Raw genomic sequence first — 26,548 nt, 5'->3', positions numbered from 1 at the left:
AGGAGGAACATATGCTTTCGAATATAGGCATCCCAGGATTAATTCTCATTTTAATCATCGCCTTAATCATTTTTGGTCCTAAAAAGCTTCCTGAAATCGGGTCAGCGTTTGGAAAGACATTATCCGAATTTAGACGAACAGCCACTTCAATCATCGATGAAGAAGAGGAAATCCTCGAAAATAGTAAAAATCAGCAGCCATAACCATAGGGAGACCAAAGACTTAACCATTGCAAAAGCTTGGTTTAGACTTTGGTTTTTTTTGTTCTTAGAACTTGTTGAGGACTTCTCTCTTTTTAAATCTTTTAAATAATTTATAATTATCATATAATAGTATATAATTAATTTATAAATCATGTAATACACTTTAATATAGTGGTAAAAGAAGCTGAAAAAGGCGTGTAACACCTATATTTTTCAAATTTTAGTGTAAAGGTTGATAAAAATGAGCAACGGAGAAACTAAAACAGACGTCATATTAATTGGCGCCGGAATCATGAGTGCCACTTTAGGGACCATCTTAAAAGAATTAGTACCAGAATGGGAAATAAAAGTATTTGAGAAACTCGAAAACCCGGGAGAAGAAAGCTCGAACGAATGGAATAATGCGGGAACCGGGCATGCAGCACTGTGCGAGCTTAACTACACGACCGAAAAACCTGATGGATCTTTAGATATTAGTAAAGCAATAAGTATAAATGAGCAGTTCCAGGTTTCCATGCAGTTTTGGTCTTACCTAGTAAACAGCGGGCTGGTACATAATCCGCAGGAATTCATCAGACAATTGCCTCATATGAGTTTGGTACTAGGGGAACAAAATGTTAGTTTTTTAAAGAAACGTTTTGAAGCGCTCACAAAAAACCCACTTTTCCAAGGGATGGAGTTTTCTGAAGATCCGGAAAAACTAATGGACTGGATTCCGCTAATTATGGAAGGGCGAGCATGGAATGAACCTATTGCGGCAACAAAAATCGACTCTGGAACGGATGTCAACTTTGGTGCGTTAACGCGGATGTTGTTTACTCATTTAGAAAATAAAAATGTAGAAATTAAATACAATCATAGTGTTAATGATCTGAAACGTACGAGTGAAGGCTTATGGGAAGTGAAAGTGCAGAATCAATTTAGCGGTACTGTCAAACGCCATACTGCAAAATTCGTCTTTATCGGAGGCGGTGGAGGAAGCCTGCATTTACTGCAAAAGTCCGGTATTCCTGAAGGGAAAAATATTGGCGGTTTCCCGGTAAGCGGAATATTTATGGTATGTAACAATCCTGATGTTGTAGAGCAGCATCATGCAAAAGTATACGGAAAAGCGAAGGTTGGCGCCCCGCCAATGTCTGTGCCTCATCTTGACACAAGATTTATCGACAATAAGAAATCTTTGTTATTTGGACCATTTGCCGGATTCTCACCAAAATTCTTGAAAACAGGTTCAATGCTCGATTTAGTAACCTCTGTAAAGCCGAATAATGTGTTAACGATGTTAGCTGCAGGCGCAAAAGAAATGCCTTTGACCAAATACTTGATTCAGCAAGTGATGTTATCAAAAGAACAGCGCATCGAAGAGTTACGTGAATTTATCCCAAGCGCTAAAAGTGAGGATTGGGATTTAGTAGTAGCGGGTCAGCGTGTACAAGTTATTAAAGATACTGAGGCAGGAAAAGGAACTCTTCAATTTGGTACGGAAGTCATAACTTCTTCTGATGGCTCGATCGCAGCATTACTAGGAGCTTCTCCGGGTGCTTCTACTGCCGTTCAGGTAATGCTTGAAGTAATCAAAAAATGCTTCCCACAACATATTAATGAGTGGGAATCGAAAATCAAAGAAATGATTCCTTCTTACGGCGTGTCACTAATGAAAAACCCAGATTTGCTACAAGAAATTCATTCATCGACTGAGCAGTCGCTCGGTCTAACAGAAAAAGAGCTGGCTTATAGTTAGGTCATTTGCTGCTGAAAATAATGAGCAAAATAATCAAAGAGCAGAAAATTTGCAGGTTTTTATTAACAACTTGTAAATTTTCTGCTTTTTTATATTCAATTCCAAATACTATAAAACCATTGTTCTATTTAATTGTAACTATAGATATTTATAACTATAGCGATTAGGAGGCAGATGAATGAAAGCCATTGTTTATACAAAGTATGGTCCCCCCGACGTTCTTCAACTGAAAGAGATAGATAAACCTATTCCTAAAGAAAATGAAATATTGGTCAAAATAAAAGCGACAACTGTAACAGTAGCAGATATTCGGTCAAGAGGTTTTATTGTTCCCTCGGCTTTTTGGCTGCCGGCACGTATAACTCTTGGGTTCAAACAACCGAAAAAAGAGGTATTGGGGATGGAGTTAGCGGGAGTAGTCGAGTCAGTAGGGAAGGATGTCAAAAGATTTAAGGAAGGTGACCAGGTTTTTGCAGCATCTCTAGCAGGTTTTGGTGCTTATGCTGAATATAAGTGTCTGCCGGAAGATGGTCCTGTCACAATAAAACCTTCCAATATCACTTATGAGGAAGCAGCTGCCATTCCAATAGGTGCCCGTACAGCTTTATTTTTTCTGAGAAAAGCTGACATTCAGAGAGGACAAAAGGTTCTGGTCTATGGTGCTTCAGGAAGTGTAGGGAGTTATGCAGTACAACTTGCAAAGTATTTTGGAGCAAAAGTTACAGGGGTTTGCAGTACTTCGAATCTAGCGTTAGTAAAATCACTTGGCGCTGATCAGGTAATAGATTACACCACAGAAGATTTTTCTAGTAACAGTGAAACGTATGATGTCATCTTTGAAGCGGTAAACAAGAGCTCCTTTACAGATTGTATGAAACTGTTAAAGAAAGACGGTACCTATATTAATGTCACTGAACCGCTGCCAAGTGCTAGAATGCTATGGACTCAATTGACAACCAGCAAGAAATTAATATTGAGTCGAAATTCACCTGAGACTGCAGAAGCACTAAACTTCCTTAAAGAACTTGTGAAAAACGGCAATGTAAAAGTGGTCATTGATAGAAACTATAGGTTCGAAGAAATCGTTGAAGCCCATAGATATGTCGAGCAAGGACACAAAAAGGGAAATGTCGTCATAACTGTAGAAGATCATAATAAATCCTAAGATCACAATAAGATCACAATATAGCTATCAAATAGCTAACGGAAGCATTTCTTCATGAAGGAGAAATGCTTTTTTTGTAGAAGTAAAGGAACATGTTAGTACTTTAATTTTTTAGGAGGAAAGGCAAAATGATTGAGAGAGCGAAACAAAACTAAATACGAGTATGACCTTAAGTGTATAACTTCTATATATAATTAATCTGATAGAGTTTTAATATTAGTTATTCCGTTTTTATGGAATTTTCGTTAATCGAGGACCTTATCATGCGAAGGAGGAATTTCATATGAAACCAACAGATAAATTCAGCGGGAAGGCAGATGTGTATTCAAAATCTCGACCTAGTTACCCAACTGAGTATATCGATTATTTACTTTCAGTAAATTCTTTGAATGAGAGTAGTAGGGTTGCAGATATTGGTTCAGGCACAGGCATTCTAACCCGGCAGCTACTCGAGAGAGGAGTTAGCGTTGTAGCGGTGGAACCGAATGATGACATGAGAACAAAAGCTGAACAAGACTTAAAACAGTATGAACATTTTACTTCTATAAAAGGGTCAGCTGAAGCAACCTCTTTACCGGACAAAAGTATCGACCTAGTTATAGCAGCTCAGGCATTTCATTGGTTTGACCAAAAGAAGTTCAAATTCGAATGTAAACGGATTTTGAAGCAGGAAGCAAAGGTGTCGCTGGTTTGGAATAGCAGGGATTTTACCAGCCCGCTGATTAAGGAAAATGCTGAGATTTTTAAAAAATATTGTCCGAATTTTTATGGGTTTAGCGGTGGAATTGGAGAGGGTGAAGAATTATTTAATCAATTTTTTCGGCATGATGAATTTGAATTTAAAAAGTTTCCCAATGATTTAGTCATGGATTTTGAAGGATTCTTGGGCAGGAATCTCTCAGCTTCCTATTCACTTAAAGAATCAGACAAGGAATTTGAATTCTTTGTTGAAGCCATCACAAATCTATTTGAAAAATACAGCCATAATGGAAAAATCTTCATGCCGAATTATACTCGAAGTTATCTAGGTAAAGTGTAAGGTAAATAAATATCAATCCATAAACAATTTATTAGCAGAGTAATTCATATCTATGATTTTGCTCTGCTTTCTTATTGAATCCGGGATAGAGAAATAATATAATATAACCTTCAAGTAATGACAGATATTCCCTAATAGAGGTTTGTTTAGTTTATAATGTTTTTAACAGTTAGATAGTGTTGAAAAATACAAACGGAAGAGGATTTTAAAAATGAACAAACAGGAAAGCAGTTATAGATGGGTCGTTTTTAGTACCGTCTTATTGGCTTACTTTATCATAATAAGCCAGAGAACTGCTCCAGGACTTATAACGGATCATTTAATGAAGGATTTTCATGTTTCAGCAGCTGTTATAGGTCTAATGAGTAGTTTTCAATTTTTTGCATATGCAGGATTTCAAATTCCGGTCGGCTTATTATCAGACAGGTATGGTCCCAATCGATTTCTTATTTTGGGTACCATTCTTACTGGAATAGGCTGCATTATTTACAATTTTTCGCCAAATGAATATGTATTGATTTTCTCTCGATTTTTGGTTGGTATAGGAGATTCGATGATTTTTGTCAATCTGGTTATCATTTTGAGCCAGTGGTTTAAAGCCAACGAATTTGTAAAATTATTGGGTGTGATCTCGCTTTTTTCGAGCCTAGGCTCATTAATGGCTACTGTTCCATTTTCTGTGTGGATTTCATTCGCAGGTTGGAGAACACCTTTTCTTACGATAGGTATCATTTTAGTATTATTATCTTATTTTCTATATACAGTCCTTGTATTGAAACCTAAAAGAATCTTTAAAGTTGATATCGAAATGAAAAGGAAAAGTGCAAAAAATAGAGAAAGTGTTTGGGTGATTCTTCGTCGAACTATTGCCGCACGTCAAGCTTGGGCAACGTTTCTATGTCACTTTGGGCTAGTTGGAGCGTATGTGGGATTTATCGGTTCATGGGGAGTTCCGTATGGAATCCATGTACTGGATTTATCCCGCTCAGAAGCGAGCCAGCTAATGATGTATGGTCTTTTTGGAGCCATTCTTGGCGGCCCTTTAATTAGCTGGATTACAAGCAGACTAGGGGCTATGAAAAAAGTTTATACCTTTGTTCACATCGTTACCTTTTTAAGTTGGGGAGGATTGGTTCTATCAGGAGTGAACCCTTCATTTATACTAGTAGTCATTTTGTTTTTCCTCATAGGTTTTGGAAATGGTGCAAGTGCACTGACATTTGCCGTGGTGCGTAAATCCTTTCCTATTGAAGAGGTAGGGGTTGTGACAGGATTCTCCAATATGGGTGGATTTATAAGTGCTGTTTTGCTGCCGATTGTTTTCGGAAAGGTACTAGATTTTTTTCCTCAGGATTCTATCAATATTGGATATCATTATGGATTTATCATTCCTGTTCTGTTTTCTTTGATGGGAGTGGTAGGAGTCATTATGATCAAAGAGGAAAAAACGGAAGAAAAAATAGTTTTAAATGCTTTATAATTGATAACAGAATTCGTTACTTTTCAAAAGCAAGATAGGTACAAGGGGGATTTGTTTATGAAAATTGTTGAGCTTCGAAAGGGGAATGAATTTTTGAAGGAAGGCATTGAGGTATTTTGGAACGTTTGGGGGACAGAAGATAATTATAAGTTTTACGAGGATTGTATTCTTCATTCCGCTGAAACATCAGAAGACCTTCCAAGATTCTATGTCGCAGTAGATAATCGAAATATTATTGGCTCGTATGCTATCTTGAGAAATGATATTAATAGCCGTCAGGATTTATGTCCGTGGCTTGCATGCCTATTCGTCGATAAAGAATACCGGGGGCAAGAAATCGGTGCGAAGCTTTTGGAACACGGTTTGAGTGAGGCCGACAAAAAGGGCTATAAGAAGCTTTATTTGACTACTGATCTTGAAAATTATTATGAAAAATACGGATGGGTACAAAACGGGATTGCCTATGGACCAAGCGGCGGGCATCTCAAGATTTATGAAAAAAGCACTAGCATTTAGGAGATGAACGGCTTGAGAATAGTGGGGAAAAGTATCCTGGTGTTGAACGATTTATATGTGAATACCAAGGGGGATATGATGTGGAAAAAATGAAAGCCGTTGAACTTGTCCATTTCTCTAAGGAGTATGAAACTCAGTTACATTCTTTTGAACTTCCTGAGGAGCAAGAGAAATTTACGGCTTTACCGAAAAAGGTTACAGAAGTAGCTGATGGTCAGTACCGGATTGTTATTCTCAGTGAACATGAGCCTGTTGGGTTCTTTCTTTTACACACAACCGATAGGGTAAAGGAGTACTCAGATAATCCAAGAGCGATGCTGCTTACCGCATTTTCGATTAATTATGTTCATCAAGGAAAAGGCTATGCCAAGCAAGGTATGTTGTTATTAAGTGAATTTGTACAAAAAGAATTCCCTGAGTGCAATGAAATTGTGTTAGCTGTTAATCATAAAAATATCCCTGCACAAAAGCTCTATATGAAGGTTGGTTTTCAAGATACAGGGAGAAGGAAAGTCGGAAGGATTGGGGAGCAATTCATTATGGCTTTGTCTTTGTGGGAGTAACCGACTCAGGATTTTCAAATTTTTCAAACCTACTAAATAATGCTGATACGCATTTCTTCATACAGGAGAAATGCTCTTTTTATGGATAAAAATATGTGAATAACAATGGTTAGATAGTGTTTACTAAACAATTTGTTTACTATTTCATAAACTTTTAGTTATTTTACAGTGGATAATATATTAATTATAATGAATTTAAATTTAGAAAATTCTATTTTTTCTGAAATAGGTACAAAAGGAGGATAGTAGAAATGAGGTTTGTTCCTAATTGGATAGTAAGAAATGAGTTTTATTTTAAATAACTTAAAATGTAAGCGTTTAAATAAAATACTTTAATATTAATCTGAAGAGAAGGTGGTCGATCGTATGAAATTGGATGGAAAAGTAGCAGTGATTTCTGCAGCTGCTTCTGGAATGGGGCGAGCTGGTGCTAATCTTTTTGCCAAAGAAGGTGCGAAGGTTATTATTTTAGATATCAACCAAGAACATGGTGATGCAGTGGTTGATGAGATTAAACAAAATGGTGGAGACGCACAATTTTTCAAAACGGATTTATTAGATTTAGTTGCTATAAAACAAGTTATTGAAAGAATAACAGAACAGTACGGCAAGATAGATATCTTATGGAATCATGTAGGTACTCCCGGTCCAAGTGGTGTAGAGGATGTGGAGGAAAAAGACTATGACTTTGCAATGGGACTAAACTTGAAAAGTGGATTTTTTACTACTAAATATGTACTCCCAGCGATGAGAGAAGCTGGCGGGGGATCCATTATCTTCACCTCTTCCGTTTCTGGACTTATTGCTTCTCCATATAGTGTTGTTTATTCAGCGGCAAAAGGTGCGGTAGTTAACCTCGTTCGATCTCTTGCAGTTAATTTGTCAAAGGATAATATTCGAGTAAACGGTATTTGCCCTGGTCTTACAGAGACGCCAATGTTGGTCCAGTTTATGACAAGGTCTGAGGATGATGATCTCGAAAAAAATAAGCAATTTATATTGGACAAAATTCCTTTAGGTAGATTTGCACGACCAAATGATATAGCAAGTGCTGCTCTATTTCTTGCATCAAATGAATCAGCATATATAAGTGGTGTAAATCTACCTGTAGATGGAGCTTACACTGCCTAATTTCTTAAAATGATAACGTTTACAATCAAACATATGCAGGCTTAAAGAATATCGGAAATAACGACAAACATTCAAAAAATAATGATAATTAGGGGTTGGATAAAACCTCTCTTCTAACTATTTTTCTTCTTTAAACCTTACGGGGGAAGGGTATTTAATATTGATGGCCAAAAAAGGGATTTTTTTAATCGAGGAGGAAAAGATGGAGATTTATAATAAATTATTTATCGACGGTGAATGGGTAAATAGTAGTACTGAAAAGCAGATGGATATCCTAAATCCTGCAACCGAGGAGGTTTGGGCACAAGTTCCTGAAGGAACGGTTGAAGATGTTGATTGTGCTGTAAAAGCTGCACAAAAGGCTTTTAATGGTCCTTGGAAAAGAATGAGTACGTATAAACGTTCAGCAATATTAAGGAAAATGGGCGATTTAATGGAGGAAAATGCCAATTTCCTTGCGGGTCTTGAAACAAAAGAAAATGGAAAGCCCCTCCACATTACGACAAGAGAAGCAAAAATGTATAACCAATGGTGGTACTATTACGCCGGTATCACTGACAAAATTCATGGAGAAACAATCCCATTTGAGGACCATAAGCATATTTTCACAATAAGAGAACCGATTGGGGTGGTAGCTGCAATCATTCCATGGAATGGCCCAATCCAATTACTAACGTGGAAATTGACGGTAGCGTTAGCAACAGGAAATACCATTGTCGTCAAACCTGCTGAAACATCACCTGTAACAGCATTAGAAATAGCCAAACTTACTGAACTAGCTGGTTTTCCTCCAGGAGTTATTAATGTTGTGACAGGTTATGGATCAGTCGTTGGCGATCGACTAAGTTCCCATCCTGATGTAGATAAGATTGCCTTTACTGGATATGGAGATACAGCTCGGAAAATTATGAAATCAGCTGCTGAATCTAGTAATATTAAAAGATTTTCTTTCGAATTAGGTGGGAAATCTCCAAACATTATTTTTCCAGATGCGGATATAGATAAAGCACTTAATGCTGCTGTTGAACATGGATTTGCCATTACTGGTCAGTCTTGTGCCTTATCTTCAAGAGTTCTTGTACATCGAGATATTTATGATGATTTTATTGTGAAATTTAAAGAAAAAGCTGCCCAGATTAAAGTTGGTAATCCTCATGAACAGGTGGACATTGGTCCACATGCTCATAAGCAACAATTGGAAAAAACGTTGAGCTATATACAAATAGGAAAAGAAGAAGGGGCCGAATTAGTTTTAGGTGGAGATCGACCTCGTCATTTGAAAAAGGGATACTATGTGAACCCAACTCTTTTCGTGAATGTTAAGCCAACGATGAGGATTGCCCAAGAGGAGATATTTGGACCAGTAGTGAGTGTGATTCCATTTTCTTCTGAAGAGGAAGCGATTGAAATTGCCAATGGTGTTTCTTATGGGTTAACAGCTGCTGTGTGGACGAAGGACATCGCAAGAGGACATAGAATGGCGAAAGCCTTGCAATCAGGGATGGTTTGGTTGAATACCTATCGCTATACACGATGGGTCACTCCGTATGGCGGCTATAAATCTAGTGGAGTTGGCAGGGAGAATGGATTGGAGTCGATAAAAGAATTTACGCAGGTAAAGACCGTTGTCGTTGATTTAGAAGGTTGATATTGAAAAAGCATCGATAATCGCTAGCTTACGAAAAGGAAATGGAGACCAAACATTAGTGTTCTCCATTTCTTTAAAAACAGGGGAAAGGGGCCAATTATGAATAGGATCAAAAAGCTAGAATCGTGTACCAAATTACTAGATAAAATTCTAGAAGTATCGGCGTTGTCCTTACTAGTTGTTAGTACAGTTCTTGCACTTTTTAATATGGGCAGTAGAGTCTTTTTTGATACTTCTTACTCATTGGTTGAAGAACTGTGCCGCTACACAATCATTTATGGAACTTTCATGTATCTCGGTCCTTTAATAAAAAAGGATGAACATATTAAGATGGATTTTCTTAATAGTGTATTAAAAGGTAAATTTTTACAAATTAATAGACTACTAATTAATATCATTTTATTGGCTTCCTGTGCGGTTCTATTTTGGACGGGAACACAATGGGTCATTTCATTATTTCAATTAGGTATTAAAACAACTTCGGGGACCATGCTACTTGCACTTCCTTCTATAGCCATACCACTTGGAATGTTATTTGCGTGTCTTTATTCTATTCTCTTAATCATCATAGATATAATGAAAATTCGTGGAAATTATGATGAGAGTAACAACACAAACGAAATAAAGGAACTCCAAATGTAAAATTAAAAAATTGAAAAGGAGGGAATATATTTGATTTTACTAGGTTTTATCGTCTTCTTGATTTTACTATTAATTGGAGTTCCTATTTGGTTATCGTTGGGAATCGGTGGGGTATTTTGGGGTATCTTTTTGACGGGGTTACCGCTAGAAAGCATTCCAACTCAATTTTTCATTTCAATTGATAGTTGGCTTTTATTAGCTATACCTTATTTCTTACTAGCAGGAAACCTTATGACCTATATGGGACCTGCCTACAAAATGTTAAAAGTTGTCAATGATTTAGTCGGCCATTTTCGAGGTGGAATTCCTGCTGCTACCGTTATCACATGTGCCATTTTTGGAGCCCTTTCAGGGTCGTCAATTGCAACGGTTGTAGCTGTAGGAACTTTGATGATTCCACAAATGAAAGCTCTAGGCTACTCGATGCAAAATAGTATGGGAATTGTGGCTTCTGCTGGAACATTAGGATCTATGATCCCTCCTAGTATATTCTTCGTTTTGTATGCTTCTATGGTTGGAGCCGATGTGGGAGATCTGTTTATTGCAGGAATTATCCCAGGTGTTTTCATATCAATCATTTTAGTCATTACGGCTGTGCTAGTTAGCTCAAAAGAAAATGCCGCGGTAAAAGAGAAAAGTTCGTTTGCAGTTATTAAAAGGTCTTTCTTAGAGGCGATTCCATCTTTGCTAATGCCTGTTATTGTACTAGGCGGAATCTATTCAGGAAAATTTACCCCAACAGAATCTGCGGCCGTTGCCGTTTTATATGTACTGATCATAAGCTTCATTTTTAATAGGAAAGACTTTACACGTGAAAATTTAGTGAAAAGTATTAAGAGCTCTATGATGACGACTGCAGTTATATACATTATTTTAGGTGGAGCTCAATTGTTTTCAACCGCCCTAATGTATACACAACTTCCACAAGGAATTACTAGAGCTTTAACTGAGCTATCAGTGTCTCCATGGGTCATCATGCTCTTAATTTTAGTGCTTTTCTTTGTTCTAGGGACATTCTTGGAACCAATACCGATCCTTTTCATTACAATGCCTATCCTCTATCCTGTGGTAACTAGTTTAGGTTTTAATGCCATCCATTTTGGTGTTGTGACTTGCGCATTGATGATGATCTCACAAATAACCCCACCAGTAGGAGGAAGTCTTTTCGCATTATCAAGTTATTTTAAAGAAAATGTTGGTGTTGTAGTAAAAGGATCAATGCCTTACTTGTATGCTCTAATCATTGCTGCTCTCGTCCTTTTATATGTACCTTGGCTAAGTACAGCTTTAGTAGGATAAGCCCTTGAAGACGTCTGTCTTAAGGGGAAAAAAATAATTTGCAGTAAAACAGAACTTTTAATCAAGGGGGATAACAATTGAAAAAGGTATTAAGTGGGATCTTGATTCTAATGGTATGTATCATGACGGCTTGTAGTGGAACATCTGAAACAAATAATGGTCCTCAGAAGGAAAATAACGGATCTAAGGACGAAAAATATGTGTTAAAAGTATCTCATGGTCATCCACCAACCTCCCACCAACATAAACTGCTTGAATGGTACAACGATGAAATTAGCAAACGAAGTAATGGGAGATTATCGCTGGAAATTTACCCAAGCGGTCAATTAATGCCATCTGGGCAAGAACTTCAAGCAATGCTCAATGGTCAAATTGATATGGCCATACCTATTTCCTCCGTCATTGGCAGCATCGATCCAATTTGGTATCTTTTTGAATTACCTTATTTATTTGAATTCGATAATGATGATCCTTCAGTAATTTTTAAGCATAAGCGAGCCTTTTTTGATAGTGAAAAAGGTGGTGGGGTAATAAAAGCGAAAACAGAGGAGCATGGGTTAAAAGTACTATCCATGTCTCAAGATTATTACAGCTCATTTTTTACAGCGGATAAGGATAAAATGATTACTGATTTAAAGAGTGCAAAAGGTCTGAAAATTAGATCTACAGGAGGTACCATTCTAAATGACACCATCGAAGCATTAGGAGCAAGTGCATCGGTCGTTGACCCTTCAGAAGTTGTAACGGCTATCCAGCAGGGGGTTATTGATGGTGTAACCACGACAGCCTTTTACGCGCTTGCCAATTATCCTATTAAAACCTGGACATCAGCCCCTATGAATAATTACACGTTGACTGTCATGATGTCTCAAAAGAAATTTCAAACGCTTCCTGCCGATTTACAAGAAATTCTTGTTGAAACTGGAAAAGATTTAGATAAATATCTTGATGAAATTTCATTAGCAGCTATTAAAGAGATATATGAGAAAGGAGCAAAAGAAAAAGGGGTGGAAGTCTATTTCCCAACGAAAAAAGAACATGATGAGTTTAAGGAAGTTCTAGTACCGCTACAAGCAAAATGGGCCAAAACAGTAGAAGATGGACAAGAATTACTTCATGAGGTTGAAAACACTAGACCGTAATAGAAATGCACAGATCCATAGACCATTCAAATTTAGGGGGAAATCTATTTTGAAAAAACATTTTTTTATTGGAGTGTTCATCCTGATGATGCTCATTGTAACAGCCTGTGGAGGAGCTAATGAAACGAGCCAAGAGGCATCCAAGGGAAATAATGATTCCAAAAAGTCTAGTGGTGAAAAGTATGTTTTCAAAGTATCTCATCCATATCCACCAACATCTCTGCAACAACACACGCTTGAATGGTACAATGATGAAATTGAAAAACGGAGTGATGGAAAATTATCTCTTGAAATTTATCCAAGTGGTCAATTAATGCCGCCTGGGCAAGAAATTCCAGCATTGATAAATGGACAAATTGATATGGCTTTGCCGATTTCATCTGTAATTGGAAGTATCGATCCAATTTGGTACCTATTTGAATTACCTTATTTGTTTGATTTCAGTAAGGATGATCCTTCTCTCTATTTCAAACATAAAAGAGCTTTCTCAGATAGTGAAAAAGGTGGAGGGGTTATCAAAGCGAAAACAGAAGAACATGGATTAAAGGTAATCTCAATGTCTCAAGATTATTACAGTGAAATATTTACTACTGGTAAAGATAATATGATTACAGATTTAGAGAGTGCTAAAGGTCTGAAAATTCGGTCAACCGGTGGTACCATGCTAAATGACACGATTTCTGCCTTAGGAGCCAGTGCAACTGTGGTGGATGCAACAGAAGTAGTAACTGCTGTCCAACAAGGCGTTATCGATGGTTTAGCCTCATCCGCCTACTATGCACTTGGCAACTATCCTATCAAAACTTGGACTTCCGTTCCAATAAATTCTTATACGTTGACTGTAATGATGTCTTTAAAGAAATTTGATTCACTTCCTAAAGATTTACAGGACATTATGGTTGAGGCTGGTAAGGATTTAGATAAATATCTTGATGGTGTTTCATTGAAGAATTTGGAAGAACTTTATGATAAAGGTGCGAAAGAGAAAGGCATTGAAGTCTATTTTCCAACTGAGGAAGAACACAATGAGTTTAAGGAAGTCCTTTTACCTTTACATGACAAATGGTCAAAAACGGTTAAAGGCGGTCAGGAATTACTCGATGAAATAGAAAACACTAGACCATAATGGAACTGAATAGGGCTGACTAAAACTATTTTTTAGTCAGCCACTATTTTTTTACCTGTCCTTAACAGAAAACGACAAGTTCCTCCTTAAGGAATTTTAATAATTGCTTCATTGCAGTAGATTGGTTATTTTTTCTAGAATAGACTATCCCGTAGGAAATATATTCTTGGTCAAAATTCATTAAGGTGATAGGAATTAGGTTTCCTTTAAGTATGTCTGGATCTGTTTTTATAAATACCTCTGTAAAAAGGGATACAGCATCCTCTTCGATAATTAGATTTTTTACGGTGTCTAAGTTATTGGAAATAAATAAGTCCTTTACATCACCAAACTTTGATTTGAATGGCTTTAAGAAGTTCATGAAAGTTTGACTGTTATAAAGGACAACAGGTTGATTTACAAATTCTTGTGGAGTCATTTTACCAACTGAGGCGAAGGGTGAATTTTTGCTAACCAGGATTTTTATCTTTGTCTTGAAGATTTCTTCGAAGAATATATCACTAGTATTTAAATTTGTATATTTGTAAGAGCCAATAACACCTATATCGGATTTGAAAGTTTTGATATCATCATAAAGTGCCATTGATTCACCTTCATTAAACCGAATAGATATATCTGGATATTTCGATTTAAATAATGATAGGTTCTTCTGAAGAACTGGGTACACTCCAGGGGTCAAAGCTACTTTGATTTCTTCTTGCCTTATTGTATTTGGTATTGTAGGTAAATCTTTTAACTCTTGAACTTTTTCTAAAATCTCTTCTGCTTTTTTGACTATTTCTTTTCCACTTTCAGTAAGTATTGCGCCAGCACGTGATCGTTTAAAAATTTTTACACCTAATTCTTCTTCAAGACTCGTTATGGCTTGACTAATACCAGCTTGAGAGACGAATAGGTTTTGAGATGCAACAGAAATATTTCCAACTCTTGCAACCTCTATTAGGTATTCTAATTGTGATATGTTCATTTATTATAGCCCTCCAATCTAGAAATAGAATATTTATTATCAATCATAAGTTCATACTTAAGCGTGTATCAAACAAACTTTATGTATGGTTACGTGAAAAGAGGTAGTTCCTATAACATTTTCTTAAGCGATAGATAAACATATACTTATTTTACATTAAAAAGGACTATTAATAAAATGAAAATAAAGAATATTTTTTAAATTATAATAATTATTAGGAGGATTTTATTTTGGAAAATACAAAAACAAGGGTTAGGCAATTGGATGCAGTGGTCGTAGGTGCTGGGTTTTCTGGGATGTATATGCTTCATCGATTAAAAGAGGCAGGATTTTCAACAACCGTTATTGAAGCAGCAAATGGTGTTGGTGGAGTTTGGTATTGGAATCGATATCCAGGCGCACGATGTGATTCCCTAAGTATTTACTATAACTATACTTTTTCAGAAGAATTATATAGAGGTTGGACTTGGACAAAAAAGTATCCTGAACAACCAGAAATTTTACGGTACTTGAATTATGTTGCTGATACTTTAGATCTCAGGGAGGATATCCAATTTGAAACAAAAGTCGTTTCTGCACACTATCTCGAAGAAGGGAATAAATGGCTAATAGAAACAGACAAAGGTGACAGAATTGAAGCAAAGTACTTCATTACAGGTGTAGGTTGTATTTCAGCATCTAATATTCCAAATTTTAAAGGTCTAGAATCCTTTGAAGGGGAATGGTATCACACGGCACACTGGCCACATAAAAAGGTTGATTTCAAAGGAAAAAAAGTCGGAATTATTGGAACAGGATCATCAGGAATTCAAGCCATTCCAGTCATTGCAAAAGAAGCTGATCATTTGACTGTATTTCAACGTACTCCACAATATTCGATTCCTGCAAGGAATAGATTACTTGAACAAAGTGAAATTCAACAAGTAAAAAACAATTTTCCAGAAATAAGAAAAAGCATGAGAGAGTCTAGGGCTGGATCACCACGTGAATATAAGTATGAAAGTCTTCAACAGGCAACACCTGAAGAAAGAGAAAAAGTAATGGAGGAACTATGGGAAAAAGGCGGACCAGACTTAGTTGTAGCTTCATTTATGGATGTTATTACGAATGAGGTAACAAACGAGGCTGTAGCCAGATTTGTTAGGAAGAAGATACGTGAAATGGTTAAGGACAACGAAATTGCTCAAAAACTAACTCCATCCTATCCCATTGGAACCAAACGAATAGTTATTGATACGAATTATTTTGAGACATATAACCGTAATAATGTCACTTTAGTAGATGTCAAAAAGGCACCTATACAAGAAATAACATCAAAGGGAGTTAAAACTAGTGAAGCAGAATATGATCTTGACATTCTTATTTTCGCAACTGGATTTGATGGAATGACTGGACCTTTGTTGAAAATGGATATTCGGGGAAAAGGAGGTGTCTCATTAAGAGAAAAGTGGGATAACGGCGCCCAGACTAGAACGTATCTTGGAGTAGCTAATGCAGGTTTTCCAAATTACTTTATGATAACCGGTCCAGAGAGCCCATCTGTATTAGGTAATGTGCCAGTTGCGATTGAACAGCACGTAGAATGGGTTGCGGATTGTATCGAGTACCTCAGAAAACACGGCATTGAAAAGATTGAAGCAGAAGTGAAAGCTGAAGAAGAATGGAGCAAGCACTGTAGAGAGATGGCAGAAAAAACGCTCTATATGAAATCTGAATCCTGGTATAACGGTGCTAATATTGAAGGCAAAGCTAAGAGATTTCCAATTTATGTGGGCGGATATGGTCATTATAGAAATATATGTGATGAAATAGCTTCAAAGAATTATGAAGGCTTTATTTTGACAGCTGCATCAAATACAGTTTCTTATAAATAGTTAGCTATTCTATTAGAAATTTATAATGATATGGATATTAGTATCTTATGGCAGTAAGTAAAAATATTTTGGAAGGAAGAGGCTGAATGGCTAAGTTAGTACCAGAAGCACAGGAATATGTCGCTGCGTTTAATCAATTACCAGATTTTACAACAATGGATCCTATTGATGTGAGAGCAATACTGGACCAGGCAAAAAATCTAGAGATGGAACTTGCATCAGTTGCTAGCGTGAAGGATCGCGATATATCTGTTAGTCCGAGCGATTATATTCGTTTAAGGATATTTACTCCAGAGGGTAATGGGCCTTTCCCAATTATTATTTACTATCATGGAGGGGGCTGGGTTTTAGGTAACCTTGATGGAGCTGACCCAAGCTGCAGAGTGCTTGCTAATAAAACTAATAGTGTGGTCGTTTCCGTTGATTATAGACTTGCACCAGAGTTTAAATTTCCAATACCTGCAGAAGATTCATATGCCGCTTTAGAGTGGGTAAAGAATAATGCTTCGAACATTAATGGAAATGACTCGGAGATTATTGTAGCTGGAGATAGTGCTGGTGGAAACCTTGCAACAGTTGTGGCCATGATGTCTCGGGACCGAAAGGGACCTGACATCGCTGCACAGGTATTACTTTATCCTGTAACAGACTTATCCTATAACACAGAAACCTATTATGAATTTGCAGAAGGTTATGCCCTTAATCGAAATTTAATGAAATGGTTTGGTAATCATTATATTAGGAACGAAGAGGATAGGACAAATCCTTATGCAGCACCGCTCATTAGTGTAGATTTACATGATCTTCCACAAGCATTTATTATCACTGCTGAAAACGATGTACTCCGAGATGAAGGAATTGCCTATGCAGAACGTCTCATGGAAGCTGAGGTAAAAGTGATATATAAAAATGAAAACGGTTTAGTCCATGGTTATTTTTCAAACTATGCATTTTTTAAGGAAAGAATTGAAAAGACCTGCGAGAGTATAAGAGACTTTATAAGTACACTAGAACAGTGAAATAAAGCTGTAATTCTACCATATGGAAATTCATAGAAAAACGGAGGATTTATGAATTTAATAGAAAAAGTAGCTATTGTAACTGGAGGGGCTAGTGGACTAGGTTTAGCCACAGTTAAGAATTTTATTGAAAACGGTGCAAAGGTTATGATTGCAGACATCAATGAGGAAGGTGAAAATATTGCCTGGGATTTTGGTGCATCATTTGTAAAGGTTGATGTAACAAAAGAAGAAGACATAAAGTTGATGGTCACTAAAACCATTGAAAAATATGGGAAGCTTGATATTGCAGTGGCAAGTGCAGGCGTTAGTTTGGGACCAGGAAATATTGTGGAGGTAGGCTACGATAAATGGCTTAAAGTAAATGACATTAACTATAATGGTACCTTTTTAACAAATAAATATGCAATGTCCCAAATGTTAAAGCAGGGGAGCGGGGGGGCTATCATCAATATAGCCTCTATGTTCGGACTGGTCGGCGTTTCAAGTCATGCTCCATATTCAGGTTCAAAAGGTGGAGTGGTTAATTTAACTCGAGCTGCAGGGACTTCTCATGCAAAACATAATATTAGAGTTAATGCAGTTTGTCCAGGAGTTATTGCTACACCATTAACCTCTGAGGAAACACGCAGGGTTTTCGCTAAGAAGCATCCAATGGGGCGAATAGGACAGCCCGAAGAGGTAGCGAATGTAATCAATTTTTTAGCAAGTGACGCGGCCTCCTTCGTAACAGGAGCATGTATTGCAGTGGATGGAGGATATACTGCCATATAAAAAAACTCAGGACGTTAAAGAAAAAGTATTGAGATATCCTAAGATTTATAAAGGGAGATAGGGAAGAGTATGGGCAAGCTTTCGGGTAAAGTTGCTATCATAACAGGTGCAACTGGAGAGATAGGAAAAGGAACTGCGGAAAAATTTCTAAAAGAAGGAGCAAAATTGGTTCTAGTTGATATAAACGAAGATGCTATGAAAAAAGCGAAAGAAGAATTAGAACTTTCTGGTGAAATCATAACGGTTATTGCGGATGTATCAAAGGAATCCGATGTAAAGAATTACGTAAATACCTGTGTTGAACATTTTGGGAGAATTGATGTTTTTTTTAACAATGCTGGAATTGAAGGGAAAGTTGCCCCACTTGTGCAACAAAACCTAGAGGATTTTGATGCGGTTATGAATGTTAATGTACGAGGAGTCTTCTTAGGATTGAAATATGTTCTTCCCAATATGATAGCCCAAGGTTGTGGTAGTATCATTAACTCTTCCTCAGGTGCAGGCTTAGATGCCAGTCCCAATATTTCACCATATATCGCATCAAAACATGCAGTTGTGGGACTTACAAAATCTGCAGCCATTGGATCAGCGAATGCAAATGTAAGAGTAAATTCTATTCATCCTACTGCAGTCGATTCAAGAATGATGCGCTCTTTAGAAGAGGGAATGGGAGTTAAACAAGAAACTATTGCAAAAGGTATACCATTGGGACGTTATGGAACGACGTATGATATTGCAAATTTAGTCTTATTTCTGGCTAGTGATGAAAGTGCTTTCATTACTGGAGCTCAGTATCGGATTGATGGGGGAAAGGGAGCTTTGTAATTGATAGTAAAACGATACCTTTGTTTCACTATCAGGACATTGGATTGATTGTTTACAAGGAAAAAGGGATAGGCAATAGAAAGGGTGACTAACGTGTTTGAAAACATTAAGATATTAGATTTTACTCGAGTATTCTCAGGTCCCTTTTGTACTCAAATGCTTGCCGAACTTGGTGCTGAGGTTATTAAGATTGAGGAGCCAAAAAGTGGGGACGAAACAAGGGGGTGGTACCCACTTGAAAAAAATTGGAGTGGCTATTTTATGGCCTTAAACCGAAGTAAAAAGTCACTTACATTGAATTTGAAAAATGAAGAAGCAATAGAAATTGTTAAGAAGCTTGTTAGTACATGTGATGTGGTGGTTGAAAACTTTGCACCTGGTGTAGTTCAAAGACTTGGGATATCCTATGAGGATTTAATAAAAATAAATCCAAATATCATTTACCTTAGTTTATCCGCTTATGGACAGACTGGCCCAAACAAAAACATTAAAGGATATGATCCGATTATTCAGGCGGATGCAGGTGTCATGAGTTTGACGGGTGAAAAAGAGGGTCCACCTGTTAAGACCATGTTTCCAATCGCAGATATTTCTTCTAGCTTATATGGAGCATTTGCCATTGCTGCAGCACTATACAAGCGATCAGTTAGACAGGAAGGTGAATACATCGATATAGCTCTATACGATTCAGTCGTTTCATTGATGGGTATTCTTACAGCCATTCCATTTTTTAAAAATGAAATACCAAAACGTTTAGGTTCAGAACACCCTCATCGTGTTCCAAGTAGAAACTTTGAAACTAGTGATGGTACTTATATACATGTTATTTGCAATCATAGTCAATGGTTAAAACTATGTAATGCACTTAATTTAGAAGAAAAATATAAGCGAGAACCATATACTTCTGATTTAGGAAGGCTCGAGCACCGTGAGGAAATCGATGAGATCATCCAAAATGTATTATCAACCAAAACAGGAAAAGAATGGATGAAAATATTTAATGAGATAGGGGTCCCATGTTCTTTAATTAATAGTCTAGATCAGGTTTTAAATAGTGAACAAACTAAGGCACGGGATCTTATTGTTAGGTGGGAGCAGGATAATATAGGTGAAGTGCCAGGTTTAAATTTTCCATACAAATTCCTTAACTCGACCTCGAAAATAAAAAGTCCTGTTCCAAAACTGGGTGAACATACAAGTGAGATGCTTGAAGAATTCGGATACACACAAAATGAAATTGATAATCTAAGAGAAAAAGGAATCATCTAAAAAAGCGAGGAGGAAAGTATATGAATTTTGAATTTACTCAAGAACAAGAAATGTTAAGAAAGGTAACTCGTGACATTTGTAAGAATTTTGATGATGAATATTGGAGAACAATCGAAAAAGAACATATTTTTCCAACTGAATTTTGGAATGCATGTGCGGAAGCAGGATTAATTGGTGTATTAATCTCTGAGGAATATGGTGGTACAGGGCTCAATATTACTGATGCAGTCATAATTCTAATGGAAATAGCAAAGTCTGCTGCAGGAATGGATGGTGCATCCAGTATTCATTTGTCCATGTTTGGGGCAAACCCATTATTTTATCACGGGAATAAAGAACAGCTACAAAAATATTTGCCAGATGTAGCGAGTGGAAAGCTTCATGTTTGCTTCGGTGTAACGGAACCAAACCCAGGGACAGATACAGCAAGAATCACTACTTTTGCTAGAAAACAAGGCAATAAATATATCGTAAATGGACATAAAGTGTTTATTACAAAAGCACAAAAAGCAGATAGGATGTTGCTCCTTGCAAGAACGACTCCTTATGATGAGGTGGAGAAAAAGACAGATGGCATGTCCATATTCTTTGCTCCTGTCGACAAATCCGCCATTACAATTAAGGAAATTGAAAAAATGGGCCGTAATGGAATCGACACCAATGAGCTTTTCATTGAGAACCTTGAAATTGATGAGTTTGATTTAATAGGTGAAGAGGGAAAAGGTTTCTATTATCTTCTAGATGGCTTAAACCCAGAGAGAATGTTAATCGCTGCTGAAGCAGTGGGTATGGGATATGGAGCTATCGAAAGAGCAGTGAAATATGCAAATGAACGTGTTGTATTCGGACGACCCATTGGCAAAAATCAAGGAGTTCAATTTCCGTTAGCAGATGCATACTCGCATTTAAGAGCAGCTGAAGCATTAATTTATCAAGCATGCTGGTTATATGAAAATGGCAAGCCTTGTGGTGCAGAAGCCAATATGGCGAAATTGCGTGGGTCAGAGGCAGGGTTCATGGCAGTGGATTCAGCATTTCAGACTTTTGGCGGTTATGGGTATGCCAAAGAATATAATATTGAAAGAATTTATCGTATGGCAAGACTTCCAAGATTAGCACCAATTACAAATGAACTGGTAAAGAGTTTTGTTGCCGAGAAGGTTTTAGGGTTGCCTAGGTCTTATTAATTCAGAATATTATGTAAGTATTATTAAGGGAGGGAAATGAATGAAACCAATCCGTAGTATGTTATTTGTCCCTGGGTCTAAAGAGAATTGGTTTAATAAAATTCCTGAATACGGATCAGACACAATAATTCTTGATTTAGAAGATAGCGTGCCGAACAATCTGAAAGAAACAGCAAGAAAAAGTGTTGCACAAGTTATTTCTCCATTTGCTAGTAAGAATCAACGGATTTACGTAAGAATTAATAGGGGCCCATATGGATTTGACATTGAAGATGTAGAAGCAATCATACAACCAGAACTCGAAGGAATCGTATTGCCGAAATTAAATGGTCCTGAGGATGTAGATACCTTATCTAGTATTGTTTCTGAGATAGAACATAAAAAAAATATTAAAATAGGTACAACAAAATTTATTGCTACTTTAGAAACTGCTCGTTCTATCTATTTAGCTTATGAAATTGGGATAAAGGATCGAGTGGTAGCATTGGCTGGAGTTAGTCCTGCAAACGGGGATGTAGCACGTTCGGTAGGTTATCAATGGACAAAGGAAGGCCTTGAAAGAATTTACATAAGGTCACATGTCGTCCTCGCAGCTCGTGCTGCAGAAATTATTCCTATTGGCGGGCTTTGGCAGGATGTTCATGACTTGAAGGGATTAAAAGAAGCTGCGACTTTTAATAGACAATTGGGATTCGCTGGCGAAATGATTGTCCATCCTTCGAATGTACCTGTCATTAATAAAGTATATTCCCCTTCAGAACAAGAAATTGACCACTATAAGAGGATGATTGAAACATTTGAAACTGCTTTAAGAGAAGGTACAGGTGCTGTTTTATTTGAAGGAGAGCATATCGATAATGCTCATCTGAATACGGCAAGGCAGATGCTAAAATTCGCAGAAAGCTTCAAAGAAACATCCTAATGAGTAGAAATCACGAAATATAGGATTTTTCCTTAAAACAAATGAAATGGGAGTGAGATTCATGATTAGTGGAAAATATTTTGAAGAACTGAGTATTGGGGATGTTTATGAGCACCCTATTACACGCACTGTTACAGAAACGGATAATTTGTTGTTTACAACCTTAACCCATAATACGCAGCCTCTCCATTTGGATGCAGAATTTGGAAAGGCCTCCATACATGGAAGCATTATTGTAAATAGTATGTTTACTTTGTCTTTTGTGGTAGGAGTTTCTGTCTCTGATTTAACCTTAGGTACTACTCTAGGAAATTTAGGTTATGAGAATATAACATTCCCAGCACCTGTGCGAATTGGAGATACATTAAGAGGTGTAACAGAAGTGGTTGAAAAGCGAGGATCTAATTCTAATCCAAGTAGGGGGATTGTATGGTTCGAACATAGAGGATATAACCAAAAAGGTGAATGTGTCTGTAAGGCTAAACGAGTAGCTTTAATGTTGAAATCATAGTTTTAAAGATATTAAGAATAATATCAATTAGAAGGCAGGTGAAATTACATTTGAGAGCATTCGTGCATAGCGGGAAACCAGGTCTTGAGAATACGTATCTTACCAGCGTAGAAAAGGTTGAACCACAGGATGGTGAAGTAAGAGTTCGGCTTAAAACTGCAGGTTTAAACCACCGTGATATTTGGAATTTGTACCGTAGAAGTGAGGATGCTCCCCCTGTTGTGTTGGGGTCTGATGGTGCAGGTGTGATTGAAGCCATTGGGAAAGAAGTAACAAATATCCAAATTGGGGATGAAGTTATCATCAATCCAAGCCTAAATTGGCAGGTGAAAAGTGACTCACCCCCTGGTGATTTTGAAATCCTAGGGGTGCCAGGACACGGAACATTTGCTGAATATATAACCATTCCTGTTATTAACATAGAACCTAAACCAAGATATTTATCTTGGGAAGAATCAGGTGTTCTGTCCTTGGCAGCTTTGACTGCCTTTAGGGCTTTGTTTACAAGAGGTAGGCTTATGGCTGAGCAAACTGTTTTAATTCCTGGTATTGGGAGTGGAGTAGCGACATTTCTCTTATTAATGGCTAAAGCAGCTGGAGCACGTGTTATTGTGACCTCCAGAAGTGAAAAGAAATGTGAGAGGGCTATCCAGCTTGGAGCTGATATCGCGATTAAAAGTGATAATGATTGGAAGAAAGGTTTAGTGGATGAAAAAATTGATTTAATTATTGATAGTGTTGGGCCAGCAATTTGGGAGAAAGCCTTATCTGTTCTACGCATTGGTGGGACATTAGTGAATTTTGGTGCAACAACAGGGGATGAAGTAAAAATTAATCTTAGAAATTTATACTTTGGTCAATACAACCTATTGGGTACAACGATGGGAAGTACGGAGGAATTTAAGGAAATGCTTAAATTTATCGGAAAACATCAAATAAAACCTGTGCTTGACAAAGTATTTCACCATGCTGACAGTAAAGAAGCTATTCTTCGTATGAACGAGGGTAGTCATTTTGGGAAAATTTGTTTGAAAATGGATTGGTAAACGGGATCTATGATGTGGGGGATGGCAAAAAGATGATTAAACACATTGTTTTATTAAAATTTAGTGAACAAACATCTAACGAACAAAAAGAAGAAGTCATTATAAGACTGAAATCATTAAAAGAAGAAATATCAGGAATTATTGATATATTTGCAGGTTTAAATTTTTCACCGAATAATAGTGGTTTTGACATTGGTCTGACTGTATTGTTTTCAGACAGACATGCATTTGAAAATTATGGACCGCATCCTAAGCACCAGGAAGTTGTATCTTATTTAAAGGATGTTGGTATGACAGATATCATTATTTTGGATTTCCCAGTCTTGGAATAAACTTTTATACAGGGAATGGTACTCCAGGTAAATTTGAAAGGAGATTATGGATCATGCTGACTCACGGTGATCACACCATATACACCTATCTTCAGAAGCAAGCAAGAAAACATCAAAAAAAGCCTTTTATTTGTTATTTAGAAAAAGAGATTAGTTATATAGAAATGTTAAAAAGAAGCAATCAAACTGCACGCTGGCTGCAAAAGCAGGGAATTAAACAAGGGAATACAGTTGCTGTAATGCATGTCAATTCCCCCATATTCTATGATTTGTGGTTCGGGTGTGCAGCAATAGGTGCCATTCTATTGCCTATTAACACTGCATCAACTGCTAGAGAGTTAGAATATTTTCTTGACCATTCAGATAGTAAGGTATTTCTTTATGATGATTCTCTCATTACAGCAAGTCATTTAGAAATACTTGATCATCTACCTCTAACTATCTATCAAAATCTTTCAAAAGAATGGGTCTCTGAACGTTCCATATTGGAAGATGAAGATCATCATATTGATGTTTTGCCCTCTGATGTATGTGCGATGATGTATACATCGGGAACAACTTCAAAGCCCAAAGGTGTGCTCATTACACATGAGAATTACTTATTTGCAGGGCATTCTTCCGCTGTTTATCAAGGGCTAATGCCAGAGGATCGTTACTTGATTTTTTTACCTTTGTTTCATGTGAATTCACAGTATTATACATCGATGGCAACATTAGTTGTCGGTGGAACGATTCTGCTTCTAGATAAGTTCAGTGCTTCTACGTTTTGGGAGGATGTTCAAAAATTAAACCCAACGGTTTCAAGTTTCGTAGCTACCATTATTAAGATTCTACTAGAACTACCGGTACATCCTTATGAAAAAAAACATAAAATTAGACAGGTGGGTTATGGTTTATTTGTGAATAAACATGATATAGACATATTTAAGCAACGCTTTGGAATCAAGCTTTTTCAATGGTATGGGATGACCGAATCAATCACAACCAATATTGTTACCCCATTATATGAGGAAATGCCTGCCGACCCGGAAACAGGTATTCTTGCTATAGGCAAACCAGGGTTAGGGAATGAGATAAAAATTGTAGACGAAAACTCAAATGAGCTTCCTCCTTTAACCGTAGGGCAAATCATAATCAAAAGCCCATCTTTAATGAAAGGCTATTATAAAAATGAATCAGAGACAAATAAAACACTTAGAAATGGCTGGCTTTACACAGGGGACAAGGGATATCGAAATGATGAAGGTTTTTTTTGGTTTGTTGATCGGGATAAGGATTTAATTAAAAGAGCTGGTGAAAATATATCATCAATAGAAATAGAAAATGTCCTTTTAAGTTATCCTGGTGTTGCTGATTGTGCCGTTATTAGCGTTCCTGACAAATTAAGAGAAGAAGCCATTATCGCTTTTATTTTAACCAATGGAACAAACATTTCTCTAGAAGAGATTAGGTTATATTGTACGAAGGTATTATCTAATTTTAAGATTCCTCAGGAATTTAGATTTGTAAAAGAATTCCCAAGGACCTCCATTGGGAAGATCCAAAAAAACATTCTTCGTCAAAACTATAAAGATAAAAAATAGATTAGGCACTTAAGACTGACACCATCTATACCTTAAGTCGCTAAATAGTGAAATCTTATAGAATAGGAGTGTTTCATCGGTATCTAAAGCCGTAAAACACTCCTTTTTATTATTTTATTAGATCAAATCCCTGTGGGAGTGTAAAACCAAGAACAAAGAGGATAACAAAGACGATGGAGAAAGCAATCCAAATTACGTCTGTTTTCTTTCCTTTTTGTTTCCGGACAATCACCATTTCAAATAGACCAATCATTACAATACCGAGTATTGCCTTTAAATAGTAAGATAGCGGAATGGAATAAGCTGCAAAGAAGAGAATACCTCCCGTTACGATAATAAGAATGTATGTTGCTCGCAAAACCATATGCCATACTTTAATATTTTTTCCTTTGTTTTGAAGAACCGCAATGATAATTAAAAAAATTAGCGACAAGACAAGTGATGTTAAGTGGACATGTGTCATTTAGAATTGCTCCTTTAATAAAATGAATGATTTGTTCTACAATCACTAGTCTAATAGGAAAATATAAAAGGATTCTAAACT

The 26,548-nt window shown here is 36.9% G+C and carries 26 protein-coding genes; 24 read left to right on the top strand and 2 right to left on the bottom strand.

Features of this window, described 5'->3' with window-relative positions:
* The first annotated feature begins 11 nt into the window (after window positions 1-11).
* The 13 genes from tatA (at window position 12) to QNH48_RS17445 (ending at window position 13,695) form a co-directional block, all read left to right on the top strand.
* Complete coding sequence (gene tatA / locus QNH48_RS17505; protein WP_133367912.1) at window positions 12-203, top strand: twin-arginine translocase TatA/TatE family subunit; 192 nt, start codon at window positions 12-14, stop codon at window positions 201-203.
* Between the two features lie 241 nt (window positions 204-444).
* Entirely contained in the window at window positions 445-1,944 is a 1,500-nt protein-coding gene (locus tag QNH48_RS17500; RefSeq protein ID WP_283951325.1) for a malate:quinone oxidoreductase, read from the top strand.
* A gap of 178 nt (window positions 1,945-2,122) precedes the next feature.
* Window positions 2,123-3,109 (top strand): NAD(P)-dependent alcohol dehydrogenase, encoded by a 987-nt coding sequence (locus QNH48_RS17495; protein ID WP_283951324.1) that lies wholly within the window; start codon window positions 2,123-2,125, stop codon window positions 3,107-3,109.
* A 283-nt stretch (window positions 3,110-3,392) separates the two neighbouring features.
* Window positions 3,393-4,148, top strand: coding sequence for a class I SAM-dependent methyltransferase (locus QNH48_RS17490; RefSeq protein ID WP_283951323.1), 756 nt, complete (start codon window positions 3,393-3,395; stop codon window positions 4,146-4,148).
* Between the two features lie 211 nt (window positions 4,149-4,359).
* Window positions 4,360-5,628: an MFS transporter gene (locus tag QNH48_RS17485; protein WP_283951322.1), complete on the top strand. Its 1,269-nt coding sequence runs from the start codon at window positions 4,360-4,362 to the stop codon at window positions 5,626-5,628.
* A 57-nt stretch (window positions 5,629-5,685) separates the two neighbouring features.
* Window positions 5,686-6,144 (top strand): GNAT family N-acetyltransferase, encoded by a 459-nt coding sequence (locus QNH48_RS17480; protein ID WP_283951321.1) that lies wholly within the window; start codon window positions 5,686-5,688, stop codon window positions 6,142-6,144.
* Between the two features lie 89 nt (window positions 6,145-6,233).
* On the top strand, window positions 6,234-6,707 hold the full coding sequence (locus QNH48_RS17475) for a GNAT family N-acetyltransferase (RefSeq protein ID WP_283955807.1): 474 nt from the start codon (window positions 6,234-6,236) through the stop codon (window positions 6,705-6,707).
* 366 nt (window positions 6,708-7,073) lie between these two features.
* Window positions 7,074-7,838, top strand: a complete 765-nt coding sequence (locus QNH48_RS17470) for an SDR family NAD(P)-dependent oxidoreductase (protein WP_283951320.1) — start codon at window positions 7,074-7,076, stop codon at window positions 7,836-7,838.
* A gap of 202 nt (window positions 7,839-8,040) precedes the next feature.
* On the top strand, window positions 8,041-9,486 hold the full coding sequence (locus tag QNH48_RS17465) for an aldehyde dehydrogenase (RefSeq protein WP_283951319.1): 1,446 nt from the start codon (window positions 8,041-8,043) through the stop codon (window positions 9,484-9,486).
* A 99-nt stretch (window positions 9,487-9,585) separates the two neighbouring features.
* Complete coding sequence (locus QNH48_RS17460; protein WP_283951318.1) at window positions 9,586-10,128, top strand: TRAP transporter small permease; 543 nt, start codon at window positions 9,586-9,588, stop codon at window positions 10,126-10,128.
* Between the two features lie 30 nt (window positions 10,129-10,158).
* Window positions 10,159-11,427: a TRAP transporter large permease gene (locus tag QNH48_RS17455; RefSeq protein ID WP_283951317.1), complete on the top strand. Its 1,269-nt coding sequence runs from the start codon at window positions 10,159-10,161 to the stop codon at window positions 11,425-11,427.
* 77 nt (window positions 11,428-11,504) lie between these two features.
* Window positions 11,505-12,569 carry a TRAP transporter substrate-binding protein gene (locus tag QNH48_RS17450; protein ID WP_283951316.1) on the top strand — a complete coding sequence of 355 codons (1,065 nt, stop codon included), beginning with the start codon at window positions 11,505-11,507 and terminating at the stop codon, window positions 12,567-12,569.
* Between the two features lie 49 nt (window positions 12,570-12,618).
* Window positions 12,619-13,695 (top strand): TRAP transporter substrate-binding protein, encoded by a 1,077-nt coding sequence (locus tag QNH48_RS17445; RefSeq protein ID WP_283951315.1) that lies wholly within the window; start codon window positions 12,619-12,621, stop codon window positions 13,693-13,695.
* A 61-nt stretch (window positions 13,696-13,756) separates the two neighbouring features.
* On the opposite strand, the gene QNH48_RS17440 is transcribed toward QNH48_RS17445, so the two are convergent.
* On the bottom strand, window positions 13,757-14,662 hold the full coding sequence (locus tag QNH48_RS17440; protein WP_283951314.1) for a LysR family transcriptional regulator: 906 nt from the start codon (window positions 14,660-14,662) through the stop codon (window positions 13,757-13,759).
* Window positions 14,663-14,892: 230 nt separating this feature from the next.
* Here QNH48_RS17440 and QNH48_RS17435 point away from each other — a divergent pair, with 230 nt between their 5' ends.
* The 11 genes from QNH48_RS17435 (at window position 14,893) to QNH48_RS17385 (ending at window position 26,004) form a co-directional block, all read left to right on the top strand.
* Window positions 14,893-16,536, top strand: coding sequence for a flavin-containing monooxygenase (locus tag QNH48_RS17435; protein ID WP_283951312.1), 1,644 nt, complete (start codon window positions 14,893-14,895; stop codon window positions 16,534-16,536).
* Window positions 16,537-16,622: 86 nt separating this feature from the next.
* Window positions 16,623-17,555: an alpha/beta hydrolase gene (locus QNH48_RS17430; protein ID WP_283951310.1), complete on the top strand. Its 933-nt coding sequence runs from the start codon at window positions 16,623-16,625 to the stop codon at window positions 17,553-17,555.
* Window positions 17,556-17,606: 51 nt separating this feature from the next.
* Window positions 17,607-18,329, top strand: coding sequence for an SDR family NAD(P)-dependent oxidoreductase (locus QNH48_RS17425; RefSeq protein ID WP_283951308.1), 723 nt, complete (start codon window positions 17,607-17,609; stop codon window positions 18,327-18,329).
* 69 nt (window positions 18,330-18,398) lie between these two features.
* Complete coding sequence (locus tag QNH48_RS17420) at window positions 18,399-19,154, top strand: SDR family NAD(P)-dependent oxidoreductase (protein WP_283951307.1); 756 nt, start codon at window positions 18,399-18,401, stop codon at window positions 19,152-19,154.
* Window positions 19,155-19,247: 93 nt separating this feature from the next.
* The gene (locus tag QNH48_RS17415) at window positions 19,248-20,423 is read left to right on the top strand and encodes a CaiB/BaiF CoA transferase family protein (protein WP_283951306.1); all 1,176 of its coding nucleotides are present in this window, start codon (window positions 19,248-19,250) and stop codon (window positions 20,421-20,423) included.
* A 20-nt stretch (window positions 20,424-20,443) separates the two neighbouring features.
* Entirely contained in the window at window positions 20,444-21,610 is a 1,167-nt protein-coding gene (locus QNH48_RS17410; RefSeq protein ID WP_283951305.1) for an acyl-CoA dehydrogenase family protein, read from the top strand.
* 40 nt (window positions 21,611-21,650) lie between these two features.
* Entirely contained in the window at window positions 21,651-22,532 is an 882-nt protein-coding gene (locus tag QNH48_RS17405) for an HpcH/HpaI aldolase/citrate lyase family protein (protein ID WP_283951304.1), read from the top strand.
* A gap of 61 nt (window positions 22,533-22,593) precedes the next feature.
* On the top strand, window positions 22,594-23,043 hold the full coding sequence (locus QNH48_RS17400; protein WP_283951303.1) for a MaoC family dehydratase: 450 nt from the start codon (window positions 22,594-22,596) through the stop codon (window positions 23,041-23,043).
* A 50-nt stretch (window positions 23,044-23,093) separates the two neighbouring features.
* Window positions 23,094-24,089 carry a zinc-binding dehydrogenase gene (locus tag QNH48_RS17395; RefSeq protein WP_283951302.1) on the top strand — a complete coding sequence of 332 codons (996 nt, stop codon included), beginning with the start codon at window positions 23,094-23,096 and terminating at the stop codon, window positions 24,087-24,089.
* Window positions 24,068-24,421, top strand: coding sequence for a Dabb family protein (locus QNH48_RS17390; RefSeq protein ID WP_283951301.1), 354 nt, complete (start codon window positions 24,068-24,070; stop codon window positions 24,419-24,421). Before QNH48_RS17395 ends, QNH48_RS17390 begins: the two co-directional genes overlap by 22 nt.
* A 53-nt stretch (window positions 24,422-24,474) precedes the next feature.
* Window positions 24,475-26,004, top strand: coding sequence for a class I adenylate-forming enzyme family protein (locus tag QNH48_RS17385; protein ID WP_283951300.1), 1,530 nt, complete (start codon window positions 24,475-24,477; stop codon window positions 26,002-26,004).
* 109 nt (window positions 26,005-26,113) lie between these two features.
* On the opposite strand, the gene QNH48_RS17380 is transcribed toward QNH48_RS17385, so the two are convergent.
* Window positions 26,114-26,467, bottom strand: coding sequence for a DUF1516 family protein (locus QNH48_RS17380; protein WP_283951299.1), 354 nt, complete (start codon window positions 26,465-26,467; stop codon window positions 26,114-26,116).
* Window positions 26,468-26,548: the final 81 nt, after the last annotated feature.

The sequence above is a fragment of the Neobacillus sp. YX16 genome (assembly GCF_030123505.1).
Classification (GTDB): Bacteria; Bacillota; Bacilli; order Bacillales; family Cytobacillaceae; genus Neobacillus.
The sequence above is the reverse complement of the archived record's forward strand: the minus strand, read 5'-3'. Positions and strand labels throughout refer to the sequence as shown.